Source organism: Pseudomonas sp. EA_15y_Pfl1_P101, assembly GCF_963970835.1.
Taxonomy (GTDB): domain Bacteria; phylum Pseudomonadota; class Gammaproteobacteria; order Pseudomonadales; family Pseudomonadaceae; genus Aquipseudomonas; species Aquipseudomonas tritici.
Genome location: NZ_CAXAPA010000019.1, coordinates 1 through 22798 on the forward strand (window position 1 = coordinate 1; position 22798 = coordinate 22798).

Annotated in this window: 7 protein-coding genes; 4 read left to right on the forward strand and 3 right to left on the reverse strand. The window is 63.5% G+C overall.

What is annotated here, in order from left to right; all coding sequences use genetic code 11:
* The first annotated feature begins 409 nt into the window (after positions 1-409).
* From gspE to AACY36_RS24590, 4 genes are all read left to right on the forward strand, one after another.
* Positions 410-1828: a type II secretion system ATPase GspE gene (gspE, locus tag AACY36_RS24575; RefSeq protein WP_339497669.1), complete on the forward strand. Its 1419-nt coding sequence runs from the start codon at positions 410-412 to the stop codon at positions 1826-1828.
* Positions 1828-3039 carry a type II secretion system inner membrane protein GspF gene (gspF, locus tag AACY36_RS24580; RefSeq protein ID WP_339436518.1) on the forward strand — a complete coding sequence of 404 codons (1212 nt, stop codon included), beginning with the start codon at positions 1828-1830 and terminating at the stop codon, positions 3037-3039. The genes gspE and gspF overlap by 1 nt, the downstream gene beginning before the upstream one ends.
* A 383-nt stretch (positions 3040-3422) precedes the next feature.
* Entirely contained in the window at positions 3423-4604 is a 1182-nt protein-coding gene (locus AACY36_RS24585; protein ID WP_339419770.1) for a substrate-binding domain-containing protein, read from the forward strand.
* Between the two features lie 184 nt (positions 4605-4788).
* Complete coding sequence (locus AACY36_RS24590; protein ID WP_339497670.1) at positions 4789-17361, forward strand: filamentous hemagglutinin family protein; 12573 nt, start codon at positions 4789-4791, stop codon at positions 17359-17361.
* A gap of 123 nt (positions 17362-17484) precedes the next feature.
* Here the strand turns inward: AACY36_RS24590 and AACY36_RS24595 are convergent, their stop codons facing one another.
* From AACY36_RS24595 to AACY36_RS24605, 3 genes are all read right to left on the reverse strand, one after another.
* On the reverse strand, positions 17485-19071 hold the full coding sequence (locus AACY36_RS24595; protein WP_339419772.1) for a hypothetical protein: 1587 nt from the start codon (positions 19069-19071) through the stop codon (positions 17485-17487).
* A 66-nt stretch (positions 19072-19137) separates the two neighbouring features.
* Positions 19138-20871: a hypothetical protein gene (locus AACY36_RS24600; protein ID WP_339497672.1), complete on the reverse strand. Its 1734-nt coding sequence runs from the start codon at positions 20869-20871 to the stop codon at positions 19138-19140.
* A complete protein-coding gene (locus AACY36_RS24605) occupies positions 20868-22667 on the reverse strand; it encodes a tyrosinase family protein (protein WP_339419774.1) in 1800 nt (599 codons plus the stop codon). The genes AACY36_RS24600 and AACY36_RS24605 overlap by 4 nt, the downstream gene beginning before the upstream one ends.
* Positions 22668-22798: the final 131 nt, after the last annotated feature.

The window sequence follows — 22798 nt, forward strand, 5'->3', positions numbered from 1 at the left end:
TCCCACTCGGGTGCTGACACACCAGTGCTGGCTACGGCCTTTGCCCCGCACGCGTTCTATAACCTTACGATGAACCAGTTTGATGCGCGACAGCGCTACGTCGAAGATGTAGTGGGGCCTCCCACAGAAAAGTAATTTGCGGTGCACAAAAAATGCTTTTGATCTCCACCACTCAAGCCGGCTGTCAGGCCGCTGTGCTTTCGCTTTTGCTCTTGATTTTGATCTTAGGCGGCCCCCCAAATCCCTGTCGGATTACGGGCACACCGAGCCTAGGCGAGGTGCCGAGTGTTGGGGTAAGAGCCCTTTGCTTACTTTTGGGCTTTTCCAAAGTGAGCCACCGTAAGGGCGGAACCCTAATCAGCCGTTACCCAAATAATGGATATGTACACGCAAAAAAGGGGCTACCCCAATGAGCCTGCTCCCTTACGCCTGGGCCAAATCCCAGCGCATTCTCCTGCGCCCCGGCGAGCAAGGCATGCTACTGACGGTGTGCCCCTCAACCCCCGGCTGGTCCATCAGCGAAGTCCACCGCCAGTTCGGCCAGGCCCACCTCGAACAGGTGCGCGACGACGAACTCGACGGCCTGCTCACCAGTGCCTACGCCGACACCGGCAGCGCCGCCGCCGTGGTGGGTGCCGCCGAAAACGAGGTCGACCTCGACCGCCTGATGCAAGACATGCCCGAAATCACCGACCTGCTCGACACACAGGACGGCGCGCCTGTGATTCGCATGATCAACGCCTTGCTCACCCAGGCCGCGCGCGACGAGGCCAGTGATATTCATATCGAACCTTACGAGACCCATTCCGTGGTGCGCTACCGCGTCGACGGCACCCTGCGTGATGTGGTGTCGCCTCGCAAGGCGTTGCATGGCGCGCTGGTGTCGCGGATCAAGATCATGGCTCAGCTCGATATCGCCGAGAAACGCCTGCCCCAGGATGGCCGCATCGCGCTGCGTGTGGCGGGGCGGCCGATTGATATTCGGGTGTCGACGGTGCCCACCGGCCATGGCGAGCGGGTGGTGATGCGGCTGTTGGACAAACAGGCCGGGCGTTTGCAGTTGGAAACCCTGGGCATGGAGCCACAATTGCTCGCCCGCCTGGACACATTGATCCGTCAGCCCCACGGCATCGTGCTGGTCACCGGGCCTACCGGCAGTGGCAAGACCACCAGCCTGTACGCTGCGCTGGCGCGGCTGGATGCGAGCACCAGCAATATCCTGACCGTGGAGGATCCGGTGGAATATGACTTGCCGGGCATCAGCCAGATCCAGGTTAACGCCAAGATCGACATGACCTTTGGCCTGGCCTTGCGCGCGATTCTGCGTCAGGACCCGGACATCATCATGATCGGCGAAATCCGTGACTTGGAAACCGCACAAATCGCCGTGCAGGCTTCGCTTACCGGCCACTTGGTGCTCGCCACCTTGCACACCAACGACGCGGTGTCGGCGGTCAATCGCTTAATCGACATGGGCGTGGAGCCGTTCTTGTTGGCGTCGTCCTTGTTGGGCGTTTTGGCCCAGCGACTGGTGCGCCGTCTGTGCCCGCATTGCAAGCAGGAAGGCCCGGCTGCGCCCGGCACGTGGCGTCCGGTGGGCTGCGCACAGTGCAACCAGATCGGCTACAGCGGCCGTACCGGTATCCATGAATTGTTTTGCGTCGATGACGATGTACGCAGCCTGATCCACCAGGGCGCCAACGAACAGGACCTGCGCCTGGCTGCGCGCCGTGCCGGGATGTTCAGCATGCGGGAAGACGGCGAACGTTGGGTGCGCAGCGGCGCCACCGCGCCCGAAGAAATCCTGCGCGTGACACGGGACGCCTGATGAATCGCTATCGCTACGAAGCTGCCGATGCCAGCGGCAAAGTCGAGGCCGGGCATGTGGAGGCCGACAGCCAGAGCGCGGCCTTTGCCAATTTGCGAGGCCGCGGTTTGACCGCGTTGCGGGTGCAGATCGAAGGCGGCCAGCCAGCGGCGACAGGCAGCAGCCTGTTCACTGCCAAACTCTCAGACAATGATTTGGCCTGGGCCACGCGGCAACTGGCGAGCCTGCTGGGCGCCAGTCTGCCGTTGGAGGCGGCGTTGAGCGCCACGGTGGAGCAGGCCGAGAAAAAACACATCGCCCAGACCCTCGCCGGTGTGCGCGCCGATGTGCGTGGCGGCATGCGCCTGGCGGAGGCGTTGGCGGCGCGGCCACGGGATTTTCCGTCGATCTACCGCGCGTTGATCGCGGCGGGGGAGGAGTCCGGCGACCTGGCCCAGGTGATGGAGCGCCTCGCCGACTACATCGAGGAGCGCAACAACCTGCGCGGCAAGATCCTCACTGCGTTCATCTACCCTGGCGTGGTGGGGTTGGTGTCCATAGGCATCGTGATTTTTTTGCTGAGCTACGTGGTGCCGCAGGTGGTCAGTGCGTTTTCCCAGGCGCGCCAGGACTTGCCGGGGCTGACCCTGGCGATGCTCAACGCCAGTGACTTTATCCGTGCCTGGGGTTGGCTGTGTTTCGCCGGGATCGTCGGCGGTTTTTGGAGTTGGCGCCTGTATTTACGCAACCCGGTGGCGCGTTTGAATTGGCATAGCCGCGTCTTGCGCCTGCCGCTGATCGGGCGTTTTGTGCTGGGCCTGAACACCGCGCGGTTTGCCTCGACCCTGGCGATTCTCGGCGGTGCCGGCGTGCCGTTGCTACGGGCCTTGGAGGCGGCGCGGCAGACCCTGTCCAATGACCGCCTGAGCCAGTGCGTCAACGACGCCACCGCCAAAGTGCGCGAAGGCGTCAACTTGGCCCCGGCGCTGGCGGTGGAAAAGGTGTTCCCGCCGGTGCTGATCCACCTGATCGCCAGCGGCGAAAAAACCGGCTCGCTGCCGCCGATGCTCGAGCGCGCGGCGCAGACCCTGTCGCGGGATATCGAGCGCCGCGCCATGGGCATGACCGCGTTGCTGGAACCGCTGATGATCGTGGTGATGGGCGCCGTGGTGCTGGTGATCGTCATGGCGGTCCTGTTGCCGATCATCGAGATCAACCAGCTGGTCACCTGACTGACGAAACCCGAAGCAAATGAACTGCACCCATTCAGTTGGTTTGCCGACATCCTGGCCGCCACGCCCAACCTCGGGTTCCTCATTCCGTCACATCCCACCCCCCCTCGACACACGCCACACCGCCTCCAGCAACCCCGTACTGAAACCTCGCTGTCACCTACCCCGAAACCGCTCAAAACCATGACCAAAACACCCGAGAATCTTTTTAAAATCAAGGCGTTCCTCCCGAGGTTTTTTCCCATAACCGTCATCGGAAACTGCGACTTTCTCTCCATGGTTTTCACCCCTGGCCACCCCCGCAACATGGCTTGGGACCGAAGCCATGGCGTCATGCAAGAGCCATCTACCCAACGTACAAACACGACGAAAGGAGCTTCTTCATGTTTAAGCGCAACGTTCTCGCGGTATCCATGACCCTCGCTGCACTGTGCTCTGCACAGGCTGCATTCGCTGACATCAACGGCGGCGGCGCGACTCTGCCACAGCCGCTGTATCAAACCGCTGGCGTACTCACCACTGGCTTCGCTCCGTACATCGGCGTGGGCAGCGGCAACGGCAAGTCGGCTTTCCTGAACAATGACTACACCAAGTTCGTGGCTGGCGTGACTAACAAGAACGTGCACTGGGCGGGTAGCGATTCGAAGCTGAGCGCGACTGAACTGTCGACCTATGCTTCCACCAAGCAACCTACCTGGGGCAAGCTGATCCAGGTGCCTTCGGTGGCCACTTCGGTTGCCATTCCGTTCAACAAGGCCGGCACCAACGCCGTCAACCTGAGCGTTAACCAACTGTGTGGCGTGTTCTCCGGTCGTTTGACCACCTGGAACGAGATCACCAACTCTGGCCGCACTGGCCCGATTGCCCTGGTGTATCGCAGCGAGTCCAGCGGCACCACTGAGCTGTTCACGCGCTTCCTGAATGCCAAATGCACCGAAGCCTTGCCTTTCGCAGTGACTACCACTTTCTCCTCCAGCTACGGCGGTGGTCTGCCATCGACGGCTGTGGCCGCCACTGGCAGCCAGGGCGTGATGGATGCACTGAACGCCGTAGAAGGCCGTATCACCTACATGAGCCCGGATTACGCGGCGACCACCCTGGCCGGTCTGGATGACGCTACCAAAGTGGCCAAGGTTGGCGGTGTTTCCCCTGCGCCTGCCAACGTGTCGACTGCGATCGGCCTGATTCCAGCGCCAACCGAAGCCCGCGCGGATGGCTCGTTCATCGACGCTACCAACCCGGACAACTGGGTACCGGTGTTTGCTGCCACTGCAAGCGGCCCAGCCACCTTCGCTTACCCATCCAGCGGCTACCCGATCCTGGGCTTCACTAACCTGATCTTCAGCCAGTGCTACGCCGACGCCACCCAGACCACCCAAGTGCGCGGCTTCTTCGCCCGTCACTACGGTGCTTTCGGTAACAACGACACCGCGATCAGCAACAACCGCTTCGTACCGCTGCCAGCCAACTGGAAAAAAGCCGTGCGTGACACCTTCGCCACCGCTTCCAACGCTCAAGGCATCGGCAACACCAGCGTCTGCAACGCCATCGGTCGTCCGCTGTAACCCACGCTTCAACGACCCGCAACACCGATCAGCAACGGCCTGTGCCGTTGCTGATTTTTTTTCGTTAACAGCCCTGCGTGAACTTTCCATGACAGAAGTTCAGTCCCGCGCCTCGCCAACCGCCTAACCCTCATACGTGAGCCTGTCTTGGCCCCAGTGCGATAACAAAGAAGGAAGATTCCAGATGGTTCGCTGCAAATCACCGGTTAACCTCAAAGCCCCCGTGACAGTCCTGCGCCTCAAGCCTTTGGCCCAGGCCATTGCCTTGTTGATGGTGGCCGGTAATGCCCAGGCGGCCACGGCGTTCAGTTCCGGCTGGTTTGCCGACAAGGGCGCGTCTCAGGCAAGCACGGCAGCGCGCACCGGTGCCGGCCAAGTCCCGGGGATTCCTTCGCTGAACCAGCAGGCGCAGGTCAAGCAGCAGTTGGCGCGTTCCATCAGCACATTGAACACCAGTGTCGCGGCGATTGCGGCCCAGCAGGCGGCGCAAGCGGCGGGGCGCCAGGCGGCGTTCGGCCAGGTCTCGAATATCCCCGATGGCTTGGGCAAGGGCGGCCTGCAGGTCGATAACAGCCTGACCCAGGGCTGGACCAACGCCAAGGGGCCCACCCAGAGCCAATCCGGCGGCAAGACCACGGTGACCATCGAGCAGACCGCTGACAAGGCGATCCTCAACTGGGAAACCTTCAACGTCGGGCGCAATACCACTGTCGATTTTCAGCAGCAGTCCAACTGGGCCGTGCTCAACCGCGTCAATGACCCCAATGCGCGCCCCAGCGAAATTCAGGGCCAGATCAACGGCGCCGGCACCGTGATGATCATGAACCGTAACGGTGTGGTCTTCAGCGGCACCAGCCAGGTCAATGTGCGTAACCTGGTGGCGGCCGCCGCGACCATCACGGATGACCAGTTCACCCAGCGCGGCCTGTATGTCGACACCAATGGCACCCAACCCACGTTCACCGATGCGGCGGGCAAGGTGGAAGTACAGCGCGGCGCGCTGATCCAGACGCACACTGCCGCGACCTCCACGGACTCAGGCGGCTATGCCTTGTTGCTGGGCAGCGAGGTGGAAAACGCCGGGACCATCATCACTGCCAAGGGCCAGACCACCCTGGCGGCTGGCGACAGCTTTTACATTCGCAAAGGCGTCGGCACGGCGGGCAACGACCGTTCCACCACCCGTGGCAATGAAGTGGCGACCAGCCTCAAGGCTGGCAGCACCTCTGGCAAAGTCACCAACAGCGGCCTGATCATGGCCTCCACTGGCGACATCACCCTGACCGGCCACCAGGTGCAGCAAAATGGCGTGGCCCTGGCCAGCACCTCAGTGGACACGCGCGGCACGATTCACCTGCTCAACGCCGCCAGCGACACCACCGGCAGCGTGACCCTGGGTGAGGGCAGCACCACCGCGATCCTGCTCGACGCCAGTGGCAGCACGGCCCTCAACAGCCAGAAAGACAATGGCCTGATCAAGCTCGACGGTACGCCCGCCAACCTGATCACCGGGCAGTTCAACAACCTCAGTGCGGTGGTTGACCGCACCGACCAGTCGCGTATCGAGATTGTCAGCGGCGGCACTGTGGACTTCCAAAAGGGCTCGATCACGTTGGCCACCGGCGGCCAGGTCGCGGTCAGCGCCGGGCAGCGCAGCCTGGTGCGCGATGGCGCGATGATCGATGTGTCGGGTGCCATCGGCGTCAAGGTGGCGATGGAAGCCAACAACATCAAGATCAACGTACAGGGCAACGAGCAGCGCGATGCGCCGGTCAACCGCGACGGCGGGCAACTGATCAACAATGACGTGTGGGTCGACCTGCGCGAGTTGGTGTTTGTACCGGCCGGCACCAACGGCTACGCCACCGACCGTTGGTACACCGCCGGCGGCTTGCTGGAAGTAGGCGGCTACCTGGGCACCCAGGGCCACTCGGTGGGCGAGTGGATGGCCCAAGGCGGCACTGTGACCTTTACCGGCAAGGAGGTGGTGACCCAACAGGGCGCGCAGATCAACCTGTCGGGCGGTACCGTGGATGTGCAGGCCGGTTACATTCAGCAGACCTGGCTCAAGGGCCCGAATGGCCGCTTGTATGAATTGTCGAAAGCGCCGGGGGACATTCTCTATTCCGGGTTCTACAAGGGCTATGAAGACAACAGCGCGCGCTGGGGCCAGACCGAGTATTACTACAACCCGCTGATCGCTCCCCAGCGTCGCTACGAAGCCGGTTACACCGTGGGCCGCGATGCCGGCAAGCTGGTCATCGGCACCGCCAGCGCAGTGCTGGAAGGCCAGGTGATCAGTGACGTGTTCCAGGGGGATCGCCAGACCCAGGCACCGAACATCAACCTCGACGGTTACCAGCAATCCCAGAAAGCCAGGGCCCAGCGTGCGCAACTGATCATTGGCCAATACATTCCGATCTACAACAAAACCACCGGCACGCTGCGTTATGCCCTCAGTGGTACCTCCGACCAAGTGCTGATCGACAGCAACACCCAGGCAATCGCCGACGGCCTGGACCTCGGCAGCGTGCTGCCGCTTGATCGCCAGGGCAAGATCCTGCTAGACAGCGATCAGCTCAATGGCTACCAGTTGGGCGCGGTCAAGGTCGCTGCCAAGCAACAGGTGACCGTCAATGGCGCGCTCAGTGTGGCGGACGGTGGCGATATCACCGTGTTCGGGTCGGGTGTGCAGATTAATGCCAACCTCACGGCCCACGGCGGCAGTATCAACGCCGGCAACATTCTCAGCCAGGTCGATCGGCTCAAGGCCGGTGAGGTGGCGGATACGATCCTGGCCGGTGGTTCGAGTGTGAACGTCGTCGCCGGCGTCAAGCTGGACACCAGCGGCCGCTGGAACAACCTGGCGCTGGACCCGACCGCCAGCGCGGGTGTGGCGTACGTGAACGGTGGCAAGGTGTCGGTGCGCAGTTCCAGCAACGTGAACCTGGCCGCCGGCAGTGTCGTGGATACGTCTTCCGGGGCCACCCTTGGCGTGGATGGCAAGCTCACTGGCGGCAAGGGCGGGAACGTAACCCTGGGCGCGCTCGGTGCCCTGGCCCTGGAGGGTGATATTCGCGGCTATGGCGTCAACGGCGGCGGCACCCTGGCGTTGCAGGCGCATAAGGTGCAGATCGGTGAAAGTGCCAATGCGCTTGGCAGCGACACCCTGAAACTGGCGGGTGATTTCTTCAAAAAGGGCTTCTCGGCCTACGACATCACCGGCAATGAAGGGCTGATCGTCACGGACGGTACGCAGGTGGACGTCAGCCTGCCGGTTTACCGGTTAGGTGCCCAAGCCTCGGGTACGCCCACCGGTAGCGATCCTGCCAGCGTACTGGAGCGCTGGACGCCGCCGTTGTATCAGGAAGACGCTGCCAAAGGCGTGCTGACCCAACGCCGGGGCGCGGGCTTGAGCCTTACCGCCGGCCATGTCAATGCCACCGCCGCGCAACTGGCGACCACGGCGCTCACCGTGGGTCAGGGCGCAGTGATCAACGTGGATCCCGGCCAAGCGATCAACCTGCGCAGCGTCGGGCAATTGACGATGGACGGCACGCTCAATGCCTGGGGCGGCAGTGTGGGCCTGGGCGGCTTGACGACGGGTGCCTCGGAAGCGGTGAACGCCATCGGCCATGGCCGCTCAATCTGGGTTGGCGAGCAGGCGGTGATCGACGTCGCGGCACGCGCAGCGACGGCGGTGGACTACCGTGGGCGCACCTATGGCTTGGTGCGTGACGGCGGCAGCATCAATATTGGCGGCACCTTCGACTTGAACACTGGCCTGGCCAAGGCCAGTGACTTGTTCGTGGTGGTGCGTAACGGCGCGCGCCTGGAGGCCTCCGGCACCCAAGCCCTCATAAACGTGCCGGGGCAGGGCGCCGTGCAAGCGGCCAGCAATGGCGGCAGTATTACGCTGGCGTCGAATAATGGCCTGTACCTGGACGGTAGTTTTGTCGCCAGGGCCGGTGGTGCCGGTGCGGCAGGCGGCAGTCTCAACCTGGCGTTGGACACCCCGTATTACCAGAAAGCGTCCGTCACCGACCGCGTCCTCAAAGTACGTGAACTGGTGCTTGGGCAGACAAGTCAGCCGACGACGCTGGCCGGCACTGCTGAAGACGCTGCCGCCAGCCTGGAGTACGGGCATGCTCGGTTGGGCGTTGACCAAGTCAGTGCGGGCGGTTTCGATAACCTGGCGCTGTTGAGCAACGGCCTGTTGAGCTTTGATGGCGACGTAACCTTGAACATGGGCCAGAGCCTGCGCCTGTACAGCCGTGGCTACGGCCTCAGCGATAACGCAGCGGGCAACTCGCGCATCAACCTTGCGGCGCCGCACCTGCTGTTGGCGGGTTTCCTCGCGCCTGAAGAGACGGGCAAGGATTTGTATGTGCGACCGATACCGGTGCTGCCGGCCCCGTCCCAGCGGGCCACCGAGGCACAATTCAATGCATCCGGCAGCCTGATTGAGGTACGCGGCAATGTCATCTTTGGTAACCGTAGCCACCTGTTCAGGGCGGACAACAGCCAGGCCAGCCTTGAGCGTCGCGGGTTCGATCAGGTCAACCTGACCAGCCAGGGCGACCTGCGTTTTCTCGCCGGTGCGGCCGAGAACGACATCATTACCGGTGTCAGCACGCAGTTGCTGACCCAGGGCGATATGACCTTGCGCGCCGCGCAGCTGTACCCGGCCACTGAAGTCAGTGCTCGCGTCATCGCCGGTTACCGTGGGCAGTCGACCACCACTTCCCTTGACCTGGATTTCGATCCGTTGCGTACGCTGACCATCGGCCGCGTGGGCAACGCCGATGCGCCTGTCCCGTATTCGGCGTTTGGCCGGCTGCAACTGGGCGCGGCGACGGTGCGCCAGGGTGGCGTGGTGCGCGCACCCCTGGGGTTGATCGATATCGGCAGCATGGGCAGCAGCGTGGTGCAACTGCTGCCTGGCAGCCTGACCTCGGTGAGTGGCAAGGGCCTGGTGCTGCCCTATGGCGGAACGCTGGACGGCCAGGTCTATAAGTACAACGGCAAGACTGTGAAATTTATCGGTCAGGGAGGTGTGGCCCCACGTGAAACTGACCTGAGTGTCGGGGTCATTCTGGGGGGCAAGTCGATCAGCGTGTTGCCGGACGCCACCCTGGACTTGTCCGGCGGAGGCGATTTGTTGGGTGCCGGCTTTGTGTCCGGGCGCGGTGGTTCCACGGATGCGCGCTACAGCCCGTTGGTGCAATTTGGCGCCACTGGCGGGTTCGTGCTGCCGGGACTGTCCACCAACCCGATCTATGCCATTGTGCCGGGGATACAGCCGGGCGCCGCGCCGGTCGCAGCAGAGGGCGGGGCCGTAACGCCGTTGGTCGGCCAGCAAGTCACCATCGGCGCCGGTGTGCCGGGGTTGCCGGCGGGTACCTACACGCTGATGCCGTCGACCTACGCGTTGATGCCAGGCGCGTTCCGCGTCGAGATCAATGGCCTGGCCGGATTGGGCAGCGGCACCGCAACCACCTTGATGCGCAACGGCTCGTGGGCCACTGCCGGGCAGCTGTCGATCGCCCATACCGGGATCAGCAACAGCGTAGCCAGCCAATTGATCCTGACCTCGGCCGACACCTTGCGGCGCTACTCACAATACAACGAAACCAGTTACGCCCAGTTCGCCAGGGTCGATGCGGCGAGGTTGGGTGTGCCACGGCCGATGCTGGAGGCCGACGCGAAAACCTTGAAGCTGGCCCTGCGTCCGGGAGGCGGCGCCGAGGCCTTCTCGTTCCAAGGTATTGGGCGCTTTGGCGCCGCATCGGGAGGGTATGGCGGCACGGTGGCCGTGATCGACCGGAGTATGCAAGGGATCGAAGTGGTCGGCGCCGGGCAGGCAGCAACCGCCGGGTTCGCTGGCATCACCTTTAACGCCGATAGCCTGAATGCGTTGGGTGCTTCGCGGCTGATGGTGGGTGGGATGACGGCTGTGGCGTACGGCCAGTCCGGGAACTTCATTTCCCTGGCGGGCGGGGTCAATCGCGCCAATAGCAACGTGATCTTGCGCAATGGCGCAACCCTGGCTGCACCGGAAGTGTTCCTGGTGAGTGACACCGGCTCGATCGTCGTGGAGCAGGGTGCTTCCATCAATACCCTGGGGCGCGGTAATGCCAGCTACGATGCCCGCGACGGCTATATCTACCAGGTGGCCAACATGCTGGCGGTGTCCAATGGCCTGCTCAATGTGATCAGTGCGCCCAAGGTGGGCAGCGTGATCAGCCAGGGCATCAACATCGGTGCCTGCAGCAGTGGTGTGTGCAGTGGCCAGACCGGGCTGTACTCCAACGGTAGCATCGTGGCCCTGACCGACAGCACCTTTCAGCTCGGCGACCAGGTGCGTTACGGCACCCGTCATTTGAACCTGGGCGTGAACACCATCAACCTGGGCAGCGCGGACGCCCTGGCCGCAGCGGCGGCGGCCAATCGCTTGCCGGCTGGGCTGACGCTCAGCCAGGCGCTGCTTGATCAATTGCTGCGCGGCGATACGCAGTTCGGCGCACCGGCCTTGGAAACCCTGCAGCTCTCGGCCCGCGACGGGTTCAATTTCTACGGCAATGCGGTACTTGACACCTATGACCCGCTCACCGGCAAATCGCTGCTGAGCAACCTGATGCTGTCCACCCCGGCCCTGTACGGCGCCGGTGGCGCCAACGACGTGGCGACGATCCACACCGCCAACCTGATCTGGCTGGGCGCGATCACGGCGCCGGGCGCGGTGGTGGCGGGGGGAGCGGGCACCGGCAGCGGGCGCCTGGAGGTCAACGCCGAGCGGATCGAGTTCGGTTATGGCGCCTTTGGCCAGCCGAGCAACGTGAAAAGCTTCGACCGCCTGGCGCTGGGCTTTGCCAACGTCAGTCTGAACGCCAGCGAGCGCATCACGGCCAACCATAAGGGCAGCCTGTCGGTGTACCAGAGCCAGGGCGCCTATGACCCGATCAGCGGCTTTCAGTACAGCGGCGGCAACCTGACTATCCGCACGCCACTGATGACCGGTGAAGCCGGCTCGGTGAACGTGATCAAGGCGGGCGGTGCGATCGACATCGGCGCGTCCGCCGGCCCGCGTGGCACGGCCAGCGGCCAGGGTGCCGAACTGTCCCTGCAGGGCGACAGCATTCGGCTGGCCAGTGCGGTGGTGTTGCCCAGCGGCAAAGTCAGCCTCAGCGCCCGTGGTGATGTGGTGTTGACCGATGACGCGTTGATCGACGTGGCCGGTCGCGCCATTCCCTTCAACGACGTGACCCAATACGGTTGGGGCGGCGATGTGCTGTTGGACAGCCGCAGCGGCAATATCCTGCAGGCGGCGGGTTCGACCATCGACCTGTCCGCGAAGAACAACCAGGCCGGCAAACTGCGCGCCGTGGCAACAGACGCGGCCGGGGGCATCGTCGACCTGCAAGGCAAAATCCTCGGCAGCAGCAGCGGCCGCTACCTGGCCGGCGGCACTTCAATGCCGTACCAGGCCGGCACCGTGGAAATCCAGGCGCAACGCCTGGGCAGCAGCGGCGCCCTCGACCAACAGTTCGCCGACCTCAACCAGCGCCTCAACCAGGGCGAAGTGTTCGGCGCGCGCAGCTTTCAGCTCAAGCAGGGTGACCTGACCATCGGCAACGGGCTCAAGGCCGGCACCATCAGCGTGTCGGTGGACAATGGCAGCCTGCGCGTCAATGGCCTGGTGGACGCCAGCGGTGAGCGGGTCGGCAGCATCAACCTGGCCGGCAAAAATGGCCTGACCCTGGACAGCACGGCAGTGCTCGACGCCCATGGCAGCAAGCTGCGCGTGGACAGTTACGGCAAGATCATCGACGCGCCGAACCGCGCCATGGTGGTATTGGGTTCCGGCACCGGCCAACTGACCCTGGCCGATGGCGTGCGCATCGACCTGCGCCACGGCACCGACGGCACGGCCGGCAACGATGGGCGCAATCGCGGCACCCTGGAGCTGAACGCGCCACGGTTGTTCAACCCGGACGGCAGCAGCAATGACATCAATATCGATGCCAGCGGGCGCCTGACTATCCAGGGCGCGCGCTCGATTACCCTCAACGGCATGGCCACCTACGACGATGCCCCGGAGAAAACCGACCCGACCGCCAGCGGCAGACCGTATCAGGAGATCACCCAGGGCTACCTGGATGGCAAGCACGCCTTGAGCGAGGCTTTTATCAATGCCGCGCTGCTCAATAACGATCTGTTGCAAAACAAACTCGCCGGGTTGAACAACGCCACGTATGCCGATGCCTTCCACCTGCGCCCAGGCGTGGAAATCGTCAGCAACACCCCGGACGGCGACCTGGTGGTGCAAGGCGATCTGGACCTGTCCGGCTACCGCTATGCCAGCCTCAACCCCAACAGCCAGAAGAACAACGCGGTGTATGGCAGCGGCGAGTCCGGCAGCCTGACCCTGCGTGCCGGCGGCGACCTGAATATCTACGGCAGCATCAACGACGGTTTCGCCAAGCCGCCAGTGTCCGAGGATGACAAAGGCTGGGTGCTGTTGCCGGGTGTCGATTTCAGTGGTGGGACTATCGTGGTGCCGGGCAATGGCGTGACCTTGGCCGACGGCACTGCCTTCCCGGCGGGCGCCACGCTTAACTACGACTTGCCGATCAAAGGCTTGACGGTGGCTGCCGACACGCGCTTGCCGGTGGCCGCGACCTTGGACCAGGACCTGGTGCTGCCCGCCGGCAGCGTGTTGACGGCGGATGTGCGCGATGCCGGCGGTAACCTGCTGTTTGCCGCCGGCACCTTGCTCAGCCAGGCGCAAACCCTGGTGGCGGGCACACAACTGGGGGCCGGCACGTTGTTGACGGAGGGCACGCGCCTGCAAGCCATGATCTGGCCCAAAGGCGTGCCGCTGCCCACCGTGCACGGCGCAACGCTGAGCAATAACATCGTCTTGCTCAGCGGCACCAAAGCCTTGCCGAAGGGCGGACTGATCCCCGCAGGCACCGATGTGAAACTGCCCAACGGGGCGACGTCGGTGCAACTGCGCGTCGGGGTTTCCGGCGCCGCCGGCCAGGTGTGGGCGATCTCGCCGATGCTGGCCGAAGGCACTCAATCGTGGTCGTTGCGCCTGGTGGCGGGCGCCGACACCGAGGCGGCTGACAGCCGTATCCTGCAAGCCCACCCGCGCAGTGGTGACATCCACTTGGCGGATAACCACTACGGCATGTTTGCCAAGGAAATTCCGGCAAAAGGCGTGCAAACCTGGACCGCCCAGGCAGTCATTGATATGGGCTTTGCCGGTGTGGTCGTCAAGGAGGGCGAACCGATTGATCAGGCGGTACTCGATGGCTTCGGGCTGGGTTCAATCGAGGACTTCTGTGCCGCATCGCCGGAGTACTGTAAGCCCAAGGTCACCTATGTATTCACCCAGTACGCTGTTGATCAGTTGGCAAGTCAAGGCATCACTGTGGTCGTCAATACCGAGATGACCGATGCGTTTTTCCAGAGCATTGAATACCCGACTGTGGCTGAGGTGTGTGGCAGTGCGCCTGAGTTCTGCCTGTTGAAGGCGGACAAGGAATACGCCGCCACCCCTTCCAGCACGCGATTCAGCGTCATCCGCACTGGCACCGGCGACCTGGAATTGTTGAGTGCGGGCAGCCTGAGCATGGATTCGTTGTACGGCGTCTACACGGCCGGCACCTCGTCGACCGGCACCTTTGCCGGCGACCCTTACAACCTGCCCAAGGCGACGCCGACAGGCGCTGACCCGTCCAGTAAAACGGTGCTGAGCGACCCCGGCAGCTTCTTTGAACAGTTCGTCAATGGCTCGCCGACCAGCCGGTATCGGGCCTGGTACCCGGAGGCAGGGGGCAACCTGACGCTGAATGTCGGAGGGGACCTGACCGGTCATATCACCAGCCTCACCGCGTTGAGCCCCACGCGCCCCAACCCCAAGGATGCCGGGGTGGACTCCGCTGCCGTCGGCAATTGGTTATGGCGCCAGGGCAGTAGCGATGTGGCGACGGGCGGGCAAGCTCAGCCGACGGCCTGGTGGATCAATTTCGGCAGCTACACCGCAACGACGGCGGCGGACAAGATGCTCGGCTTTACCGGCTTCGGTGCCCTTGGCGGCGGGAACGTGGATGTCAACGTCAGCGGTGATGCCGGCGTGTTGAACACACTGGGCTACAGCACCAGTCATGTCGAGGCTAACCCGCATAGCCAGGGCTTGGTGCTGGCTGTGGGCAGCACGGGCCGGGTCGCCAGCGATGGCAGCCTGCAACTGACCGGTGGCGGCGACCTGCGCGTGCGCATCGGTGGGGCACTGAACCCGGCCAGCGTTGCCGACACCGCTGACCATCGTGATGGTGTACTGGTCAACCTGCGAGGTGACGTGCAATTACGCAGTGCTACCGTGGGCAGTGTCGACGTGATGTATGGCAGTAGCGCCAACTTCCAGAGCCCCGGCGAAACCCGTGCCTACGACCCACTGGTCGCGACCCGTGGGGCGGCTCGCGGCGGAATGACCCTGGTGCCGGGCGATGCTACGTTCAATCTGCAAACCCTGGGTGACCTGGTGGTGCAGAACGTCGAAGACCCGGGGCGAGTCGTACTCTCCCACCTGTCCCCCTTCGCTCAAGGGGCTGAACAGGGCACCGGTACCAGTTGGTTCACACTGTGGACCAAGGGTACGTCGATCGACCTGTTTTCCCTGGGCGGCAACCTCACGCCCTTCAGCCGATCCGACGCGACGGCCGATTTGGCGGTGGTCTATCCATCGATCGTCAGGGCTACGGCAGCCGGCGGCAGTCTGTATTACGGTAAAGCGGCGCAGACGCAGGTGAATGGCGACGACAACTACAGTTACCCACTGCTGTTGGCGCCCGGCGAAAACGGCCAGTTGCAGTTCCTGGCCCAGGATTCGATCTACGCCGGCGGCATGACCGTCAGCCAATCCGGGACGGCGCAAAGTACTCTGGCAACGCCTTGGCATCCGGCGTATCAGGGTCGCATCGGTAACACGGTGAAGGCCAGCAACCTGTCGGTTAACGGTAACTCGGGCAGCCAGCCGTTGTTTGTGTACGGGCCGGGGACGGCCACGCTGTCTCCCGGTGGCAGTGCTGAACCCGCACGTTTTTACGCGATAGACGGGGATCTGGTCGGCGTCAGCAGTGGCCGCGTGATTGCCTTCAGTGCAGCGGCGGGCAGCTTGCATGAAGGCCAGACCTGGTATGAGGGCAATGGACCGGTCTGGATGATGGCTGGACGCGATATCGTCAGCAGCGGTCGCCGCTTCGGTCAGGAGTCGACTGCTGTTGTGGACATACGCACCCAGGACAACCTGATCCTTCACAACAACCTCAACGACATCTCCGTGGTGTCCGCCGGCCGCGACATTCTGTACAGCAACTTCCAGGTCGCCGGGCCCGGCCTGCTGGAACTGTCGGCGGGGCGCAATATCCTCCTGACCGGTTTCGGGGCGTTGGGCGAGTCCAGCGTGACCAGCCTCGGGCCCCTGTTGGCCGGGGACAACCGTCCTGGGGCGAGCATCGTCATGCAGGCGGGCGTCGGTCCCCATGGGCCGGATTACCTGCGCTTCGTCGAGGCGTACCTGAACCCCGCCAACCTGGCGCAGCCTGGCGAGTCGATTCAAGGCAATAAGGTCGCCAAGACGTACGAAAACGAGCTGGTCACCTGGCTCGCCGAGCGCTTCGGTTTTGTCGGCGATACCGAGCAGGCACGCGCCTACTACGCGGCGCTGCCCGCCGAGCAGCAACGCGTGTTTGCCCGCGACCTGTACTTTGCCGAACTCAAGGCCGCAGGGCGCGAGTACAACACCGACGGCAGCGTGCGCCAAGGCAGCTACCTGCGCGGCCGCGCCGCTATTGCGGCGCTGTTCCCGGACAAGGACGTGGCCGGCAACCCGATTACCTACAAAGGCGACATCACACTGTTCGGCGGCTCGGGCGTGCACACCAACTTCGGTGGCTCGATCCAGATGCTCACGCCAGGCGGCAGCCAGACCTTCGGCATCGAGGGCGCAGCGCCCCCGTCGACTGCGGGCGTGATTACCCAAGGTGCCGGCGATATCCAGCTCTATTCCATGGGCAGCATTCTGCTCGGTCAGAGCCGCATCATGACCACCTTTGGTGGTTCGATCATGGGCTGGACCAGCGAGGGCGACATCAACGCCGGTCGCGGCTCCAAGACCACTGTGGTGTACACGCCGCCCAAGCGTGTCTATGACAACTGGGGCAACGTCGGCCTGTCGCCGTCGGTGCCGAGTACGGGCGCGGGGATCGCGACCTTGAACCCGATTCCGGAAGTGCCGGCGGGGGACATCGACCTGATCGCACCGTTGGGCACCATCGACGCAGGGGAGGCGGGGATTCGCGTATCCGGCAACGTCAACATCGCCGCGTTGCGCGTGGTGAACGCCGCGAATATCCAGAGCCAGGGCAAGTCGTCCGGGGTGCCGGTGTCGGCCACGGTCAACACGGGAGCCATGAGCTCGGCCAGCGCGGCGGGTGCAGCGGCATCGCAGGCGGCGGAAGACGCGGCGCGCAGCCAGCAGGCGGCGGCCAAGCAGGGCCGGCCTTCGATCATGACGGTGGAAGTATTGAGCCTGGGCAGCGAGCCGTTGCCGCGTGAACCGGAACCGCAGCAGAAAAACTCTGCCTACAACCCCAACAGCCCGGTTCAGGTGCTGGGCGCGGGGCCGCTGAGCGAACAGGCGCGGGCGCGGTTGACGGATGAGGAGCGCAAGCAGATCAGTTTGTAAGGCTTAGGAAAGGACCTCTCGATGTACCGTTCGGGGCGATCAATGATCGCCCCTTTTTTTCGGGCGTTTCTCGGTCGGCTGTGGGGCCGGCCTCCCACTGAGGGGCAGGCCCGAAACCCCCGCCTAATGATCATCCTTGAGGGTCTTGAACGCCTCGATGCGTTTGATCAGGCGAGTGTTCTTCGCGGAGTCGGCGCTGCTGAACAGGAAGGAGAAGTCCGACGCCAATTTGGAACCACCGGCAATGGCCGCGTACTGGTGGCAGTCGTTGCAGTTCTCTGTCTGCACATAGGTTTCCAGGGTGGTATTGGCGACGGCAACACTTTGATCGCTGACAAACGGCCCATAGGACAGCGGCGTCTTCACGTTCGGCCCAGGGCCTGGATCGTTAGGTGCGTTGGGCGTTTTAGACCACAGCACGTTCACCAGTTTGTAGTACTGGAACACTGATTGTCCCTGGGTCTGCTGGGCGAAGGTCTGCTGCACCGCCGTGTTTAACGCTTGCATGTCCTCAGGCGTGGCATTGGCCCGTGTGGCCTGTACCGGTTGGTTAAATGGCGTGCAGTTGGGCGGCGTGTGGGTGGCGTCACATTGCACGCGGGCGACGTTGGGTGTGCAGGCATCACCGGTGCAGGCCGGGTTGTTGAAGCTGTAGCCCTGCGGCGGTGTGGCGCCGCCGTCAGGCACATTGTCGACCTGCTCGAACGTGGTCCAGATGAAGTTCGGCTGGGTCTGGGTCTTGTTGATGATATGCAGGCCCACCAGACCCACGACTTCCTGGGTGCATTGCAGCGTGTCAGGGCGTTGCAGCCAGGCGACGGTGGTCAGGTAGCGTGCGTACAGCTCGGGTTTGTCGGTGAGAATGCGCCAGGCCGCCTTGAGCTCCAGCGCGCCCAATTCTTCCTGGGGCAGCGCCTTGGCCGGCAGCTCACGCACCAGCTTGCCCGCAGGCAACGACAGGCCGGCGGGGTGTCGGTTGTCGCTGTTCTGCGCCACGATCAGTTGATTGGCGGCGTCGTACAAGCCGTTATTGACGATGTAGTCGAACTCGGCCTTGCCGACCTTGCGCTCGAAAAACACCAGGTTGCCCGACTGGTCCGTCAGCCAGCCGCCGGCGGCTTCCATGATCGAATCGGGCAGGGTCACCTGGGTGCCGCTGGACAGGTGGAAGCGGTGCTTGCGGTTGATCGCGCTTTCCGACGTGGCGGTAATGAATTTGCGCGCGCCGGTGGAGAACGCTTTCAGGTTGCCGGTGGCGGTGCAATTGGACGGCACCAGGGTTTCCACGCCCCAGCCGGTCGGTTTGGGTGCACCGGGCAGGAAAATGTCGTTGGCGTCCTTGTAGCTGGCCCACACCGGCGCGTTGCTCATCGGCTTGCCGGGCGTTTGCGGCACGCCGAACTGTGCAGCGCTGCTTTGCGTGTCTGGCTCGCCCGCCAGGGTCGGGTCGGCCGGCCAGCCGGGATTGACCGGCCAGTTCATGGCGATGAACAGTTGCCAGCCGAAACAATTGAGAAAGTCCTGCTCGGTGCCGAAATTGTTCACCGGCAGGAAGCCCCCACTTGCGGGGTCGAACACCAGTTGCTGGACGCAGGTCTGCGCGTCCGAAGCGCTGGCCGGTGGCGGCGCCACCAGTGACAGCAGGGCGCCGGCCAGTAACGAGAAAACATTCAAGCGAGCCCGACACAGCGGGCGAGGCCATCCGTACATGATCGCATTCCTTGCTCAAGGCTTTTAGGGGCGCCGCCCACGCCAGGCATGGGCGGCAGGGACCAGTCAGGCGCCTGGCACCAGCGCAAGGCCGCTTTCCCATGGGTGTTGGGCCGCGCTGGGGTTGGCGGCTTCGCTGGGGTTCAGCGCCCGCACGCTGACCAGCCCCGGCGCAGTGTTGCCGCTGACGTTGACGGTCATGACGTAGCCTTGCGTGCCGCCACTGTCGGTCTGCCCGGGAATCGCCGAGGCATCCGGCAAGAACTGCGTGACCTGGGCGCTGATCCCCGGGTTGGAAAACTGCACCCGCGCATCCGCCACAGTGGTGTTCGGGTCTGCCCCTTGCACCACCAGCACGAACTGAGCTGAGCTGCCGGGTGCAAAACTGGCCGGCAAGTCGCTGGGTGACTGGCCGTAGAACAGGTCCAATGGCAGCAGCTGCACGGGCCAGGGTTGGGCATCGGTGTTATTGGCGGCCACGCAGTCGCATTCCTTGGGCGTGGCGGTCAACGGTGCTGGCGTCACGCTCAAGGCGACATTCAATTCGTTGGCAATCACCCACACGTAGTCGATCGGCGTGCCGTTGATGGTGATGTCATTGATCGAGAACCCCGCGCTGTGCGGCACCTCGAACACCGCCTGCAAGATCTGGTCGGAGTTGTTCGGGCCGGTGCCGGCAGTGCCACGGGTGACGCGCCAGTAGCTGCTCACATCCTGGCCTTGAGGGCCTTTCCAGGTGCTGAAGGATTTCGGCTGTTGCAGGTACAGGCCGATGGGATTGGTCAACGAGATCAGGTTTTTAACCGCGGCCTGGTTGGCGGAAAAGCCGATATGCGGGTCGGAGTTGCGATAGTTCTGCCCGTATTGAGCGCAACAGATCAGGTTCTGTTGGTTGCCGCTGCTTTGGATCGGCCGCAGGATGGTGGCCGCGGCCGCCAGGTAGATCTCGGCACTCAGGGTGTTGGGCCCGGAGGTCAGGTGCATCGCGCCGCCTGAGACGCCCGGTATACGCACGGTGCCGGCGTTCCATTTGTTGACGGTGTCATAGGCGGGCCGCCCGGTGGTTTCATCGATCACCGGGTCACCGGCATTGCCGGTCGGGCCGTTGGCGGTGTAGCGCAGGTACAGGTCTTCGAGTTTCACCTGCGGGTCGACGTACGCCTGGTACAGCCCCAGCACGGCATTTGGGTCGATGTTCCACATGGTCAGGAAGTAGGCCGGGTTCTCGCTGGTGAACATGATGCTGCGCATGTTGCCGTCGGGGTCGCGGGTGATGGACCACTCGCAATACTCATCCAGCCAGCCCCGTGGACCCGAGGGCGAAAAATCGGCATAGGGGCCGTGCCAGTTGATGGACTTGCACAACACTTTGGGGATCTGCAGTTGGGTTGCCGCCGGGTCCGGGTACAGCGAATAAAGCGTGTTGTTAAGGGTGATCTGGCCGTGATCGGTCAACTGCATCACCTGGTCCAGGGTCATGGCCGTGCCGCCCAGTTGCGGAACCACGGCGGCGCCATTGTTGTAGAAAAACGTCCACAGTCGATTGGGGAAGGGCTGCCAGGTAATGGTCAGCGGTGTCTGCGTGCCGTAGCCGCTTTCCAGCGGGTTGTAGTAGCCCGAACGCGGTGCGTCATTGAGGTTCGACCAGGGGTTGCCGATGACCGACATTTGGGTCCAGCCGGTGACGTTGTTGTTCCAATTGGTTTCGAAGGTCGACAGCTGGTCCTCCAGGCCCAGCTTGTTGTAGTCCTTGGGCGCTTGTTCGGCAGGGGAGGTGAATTGGGTGAAGGGCGTGCTCATGTGCGTTCTCCAGCAGGGGTAGTGGTGGAAGTGGAGCAGCAACCGGTTCCCGGAGCGGGGCCGGCGGAGGATTGGCGTGGGTCGTCCCACACCAGTTGGGCGATAAAGCCAGGCAGTGGCGTGTACGCTTCGGGCGTCAACACCTGGCCGCTATCGGGGTGGGTCACGATCAGCGATAACTGCGCCGCGTCAGTCGGGGCAAGGTTCAGCGCCTTGACGGCGCGCGCGGCATTCAGTGCGCGGGAGACGCCCTGGGTGATGCAGCGGCCCTTGTCGTCCACCAGGCCCATGCCGATGCGGCTGAAACGCCCGACGTAATGCGGGTTGTCGGCACTCGCGTGCTGCGCCGTGGCGTCGGGTTGATTGAGAAAGACGTCGATCAGGTACGTGTCGTGGGTGCAACGCACGTGGTCGAACACCACCCAGGGCCCGCTGCCGGCCGCTTGCGCCTGGCAACAGGCCGGAGCCGTCGCTTTGGCTGCGCCGAACTGCGGGGCCACCGGGGTGCCGTAGTCGTAGCCGATGTGCCGGCTGTCCTGCGCCATGTCTCCCAGCGTGGTGTAGCGCCAGGCATCGGCGCTGGTGAAGGTCACATCGTCGGCCTGGGCCCCGGCGAAGGGCTGCAGCAGACACTGAGTGGTGTACTGCGCCGCCGGATTGGCGCGAATCCAGACTTCGAGCATGCGGTCGATATTGGCGTGATACGAGCAGAACACCGGGTCAAAGGCGGTATAGGCGTTATCGGCCATGTCGCCACCGATCCAGCCGTGATAGTTGTCGTGGGGTTGCTCGTAGAGCCCGTCGAAGTTCAGCGCACGGTTGGGGTACAGGTTGTCGGGTTGCGGCGGATTGAAGGCGGTGATGTTGGCCCAGGGATAACCCGGCACACCTTGGGGCTGGCTGAAGGTGGTGAACGCGAGCGCATCGACCACTTGCTGCTGGAAGATCCGGCTCATGCCATACAGCTGGGTCCGCTCGGCGCGAAAAGCCTCGCCCTGGGTGTAGAACAACGGGTTGCGTTGCACGTACAGGCATTCCAAGCCCGCGACGGGTGCCGTGGCGCAGACCTTTGAACAACCATCCTTGGCCGCGGCATAGCGCAGCGGGTTACGTCGCACCTCGCTGGTGTGCGGGTGCACATAGGTTTCATCAAGGAATGCCTGGGGTAAGCCGGCTTGTGGGCTGCCGTCTACACTGGCGTCTGCGGCCATCCAGTCCCAATACGGGATCGCGCAGTCGATCAACGCTTCCAGATACAGCAAGTAAGCGCGATGCCACAGGGCGAAGGCCTCTTGGTAATGCAGGCACCAGTTTGTGTGAATGTAGGCGTAACGCTGCCAGGGCGAGCCGCTGTCCGGGTCGCCGATGTGCATCAGGTCATCCAGCTTGGCGCGGTACAGGTTCAATTGCTCTGGGCTCAGGGCGCGGATGTCCTGGCGTACGCGTTTAACCGGGTGCGGCAACGCCGGAGGCGGGATGCGCTCGGCCAGGTCAAACGGCGAAATGCTGTTCAGCCGCCACCCCTGGTTGACCCATAGCCGGAAGGTTTCCAAGGCGTCGATCGGCCAGAATTGCTGCTGGTCGGTGGTCAGTGGCATGTTGCGTGAGGCGAGGTGCTGGTAGATGGTTTCCGACCAGGCCTTGACCGACGCCGGGTCTTCCAGGAATACGTCGTAGGCATTCATGCAGCCCACCCAGGTGGCCGCCACGGCGGCGCGTTGGGCGGCGGGCACCCAGTAGGGTGCGCTGAAAAGTCCTTGGATATCAGCGGTCCATGTCGGTTTCGCGACTATCATAAGATCCCTCTCATGCCGCCCTCAGGCCAGGTGTTGGCGGGGCTGCTAAGCTGAATCGATGTTAACTAGCCACTGCGCAGGATTTGTGCAAATTAGCCCGTCATTGCGACGGATTCATTGCATTTTTCAAG

Bases quoted from the DNA above. Each gene is read 5' to 3' on its own strand.
- AACY36_RS24600 (WP_339497672.1), bottom strand. From the start codon at position 20,871: ATGAGCACGCCCTTCACCCAATTCACCTCCCCTGCCGAACAAGCGCCC.
- gspE (WP_339497669.1), top strand. From the start codon at position 410: ATGAGCCTGCTCCCTTACGCCTGGGCCAAATCCCAGCGCATTCTCCTG.
- AACY36_RS24595 (WP_339419772.1), bottom strand. From the start codon at position 19,071: ATGTACGGATGGCCTCGCCCGCTGTGTCGGGCTCGCTTGAATGTTTTC.
- AACY36_RS24585 (WP_339419770.1), top strand. From the start codon at position 3,423: ATGTTTAAGCGCAACGTTCTCGCGGTATCCATGACCCTCGCTGCACTG.
- gspF (WP_339436518.1), top strand. From the start codon at position 1,828: ATGAATCGCTATCGCTACGAAGCTGCCGATGCCAGCGGCAAAGTCGAG.
- AACY36_RS24590 (WP_339497670.1), top strand. From the start codon at position 4,789: ATGGTTCGCTGCAAATCACCGGTTAACCTCAAAGCCCCCGTGACAGTC.
- AACY36_RS24605 (WP_339419774.1), bottom strand. From the start codon at position 22,667: ATGATAGTCGCGAAACCGACATGGACCGCTGATATCCAAGGACTTTTC.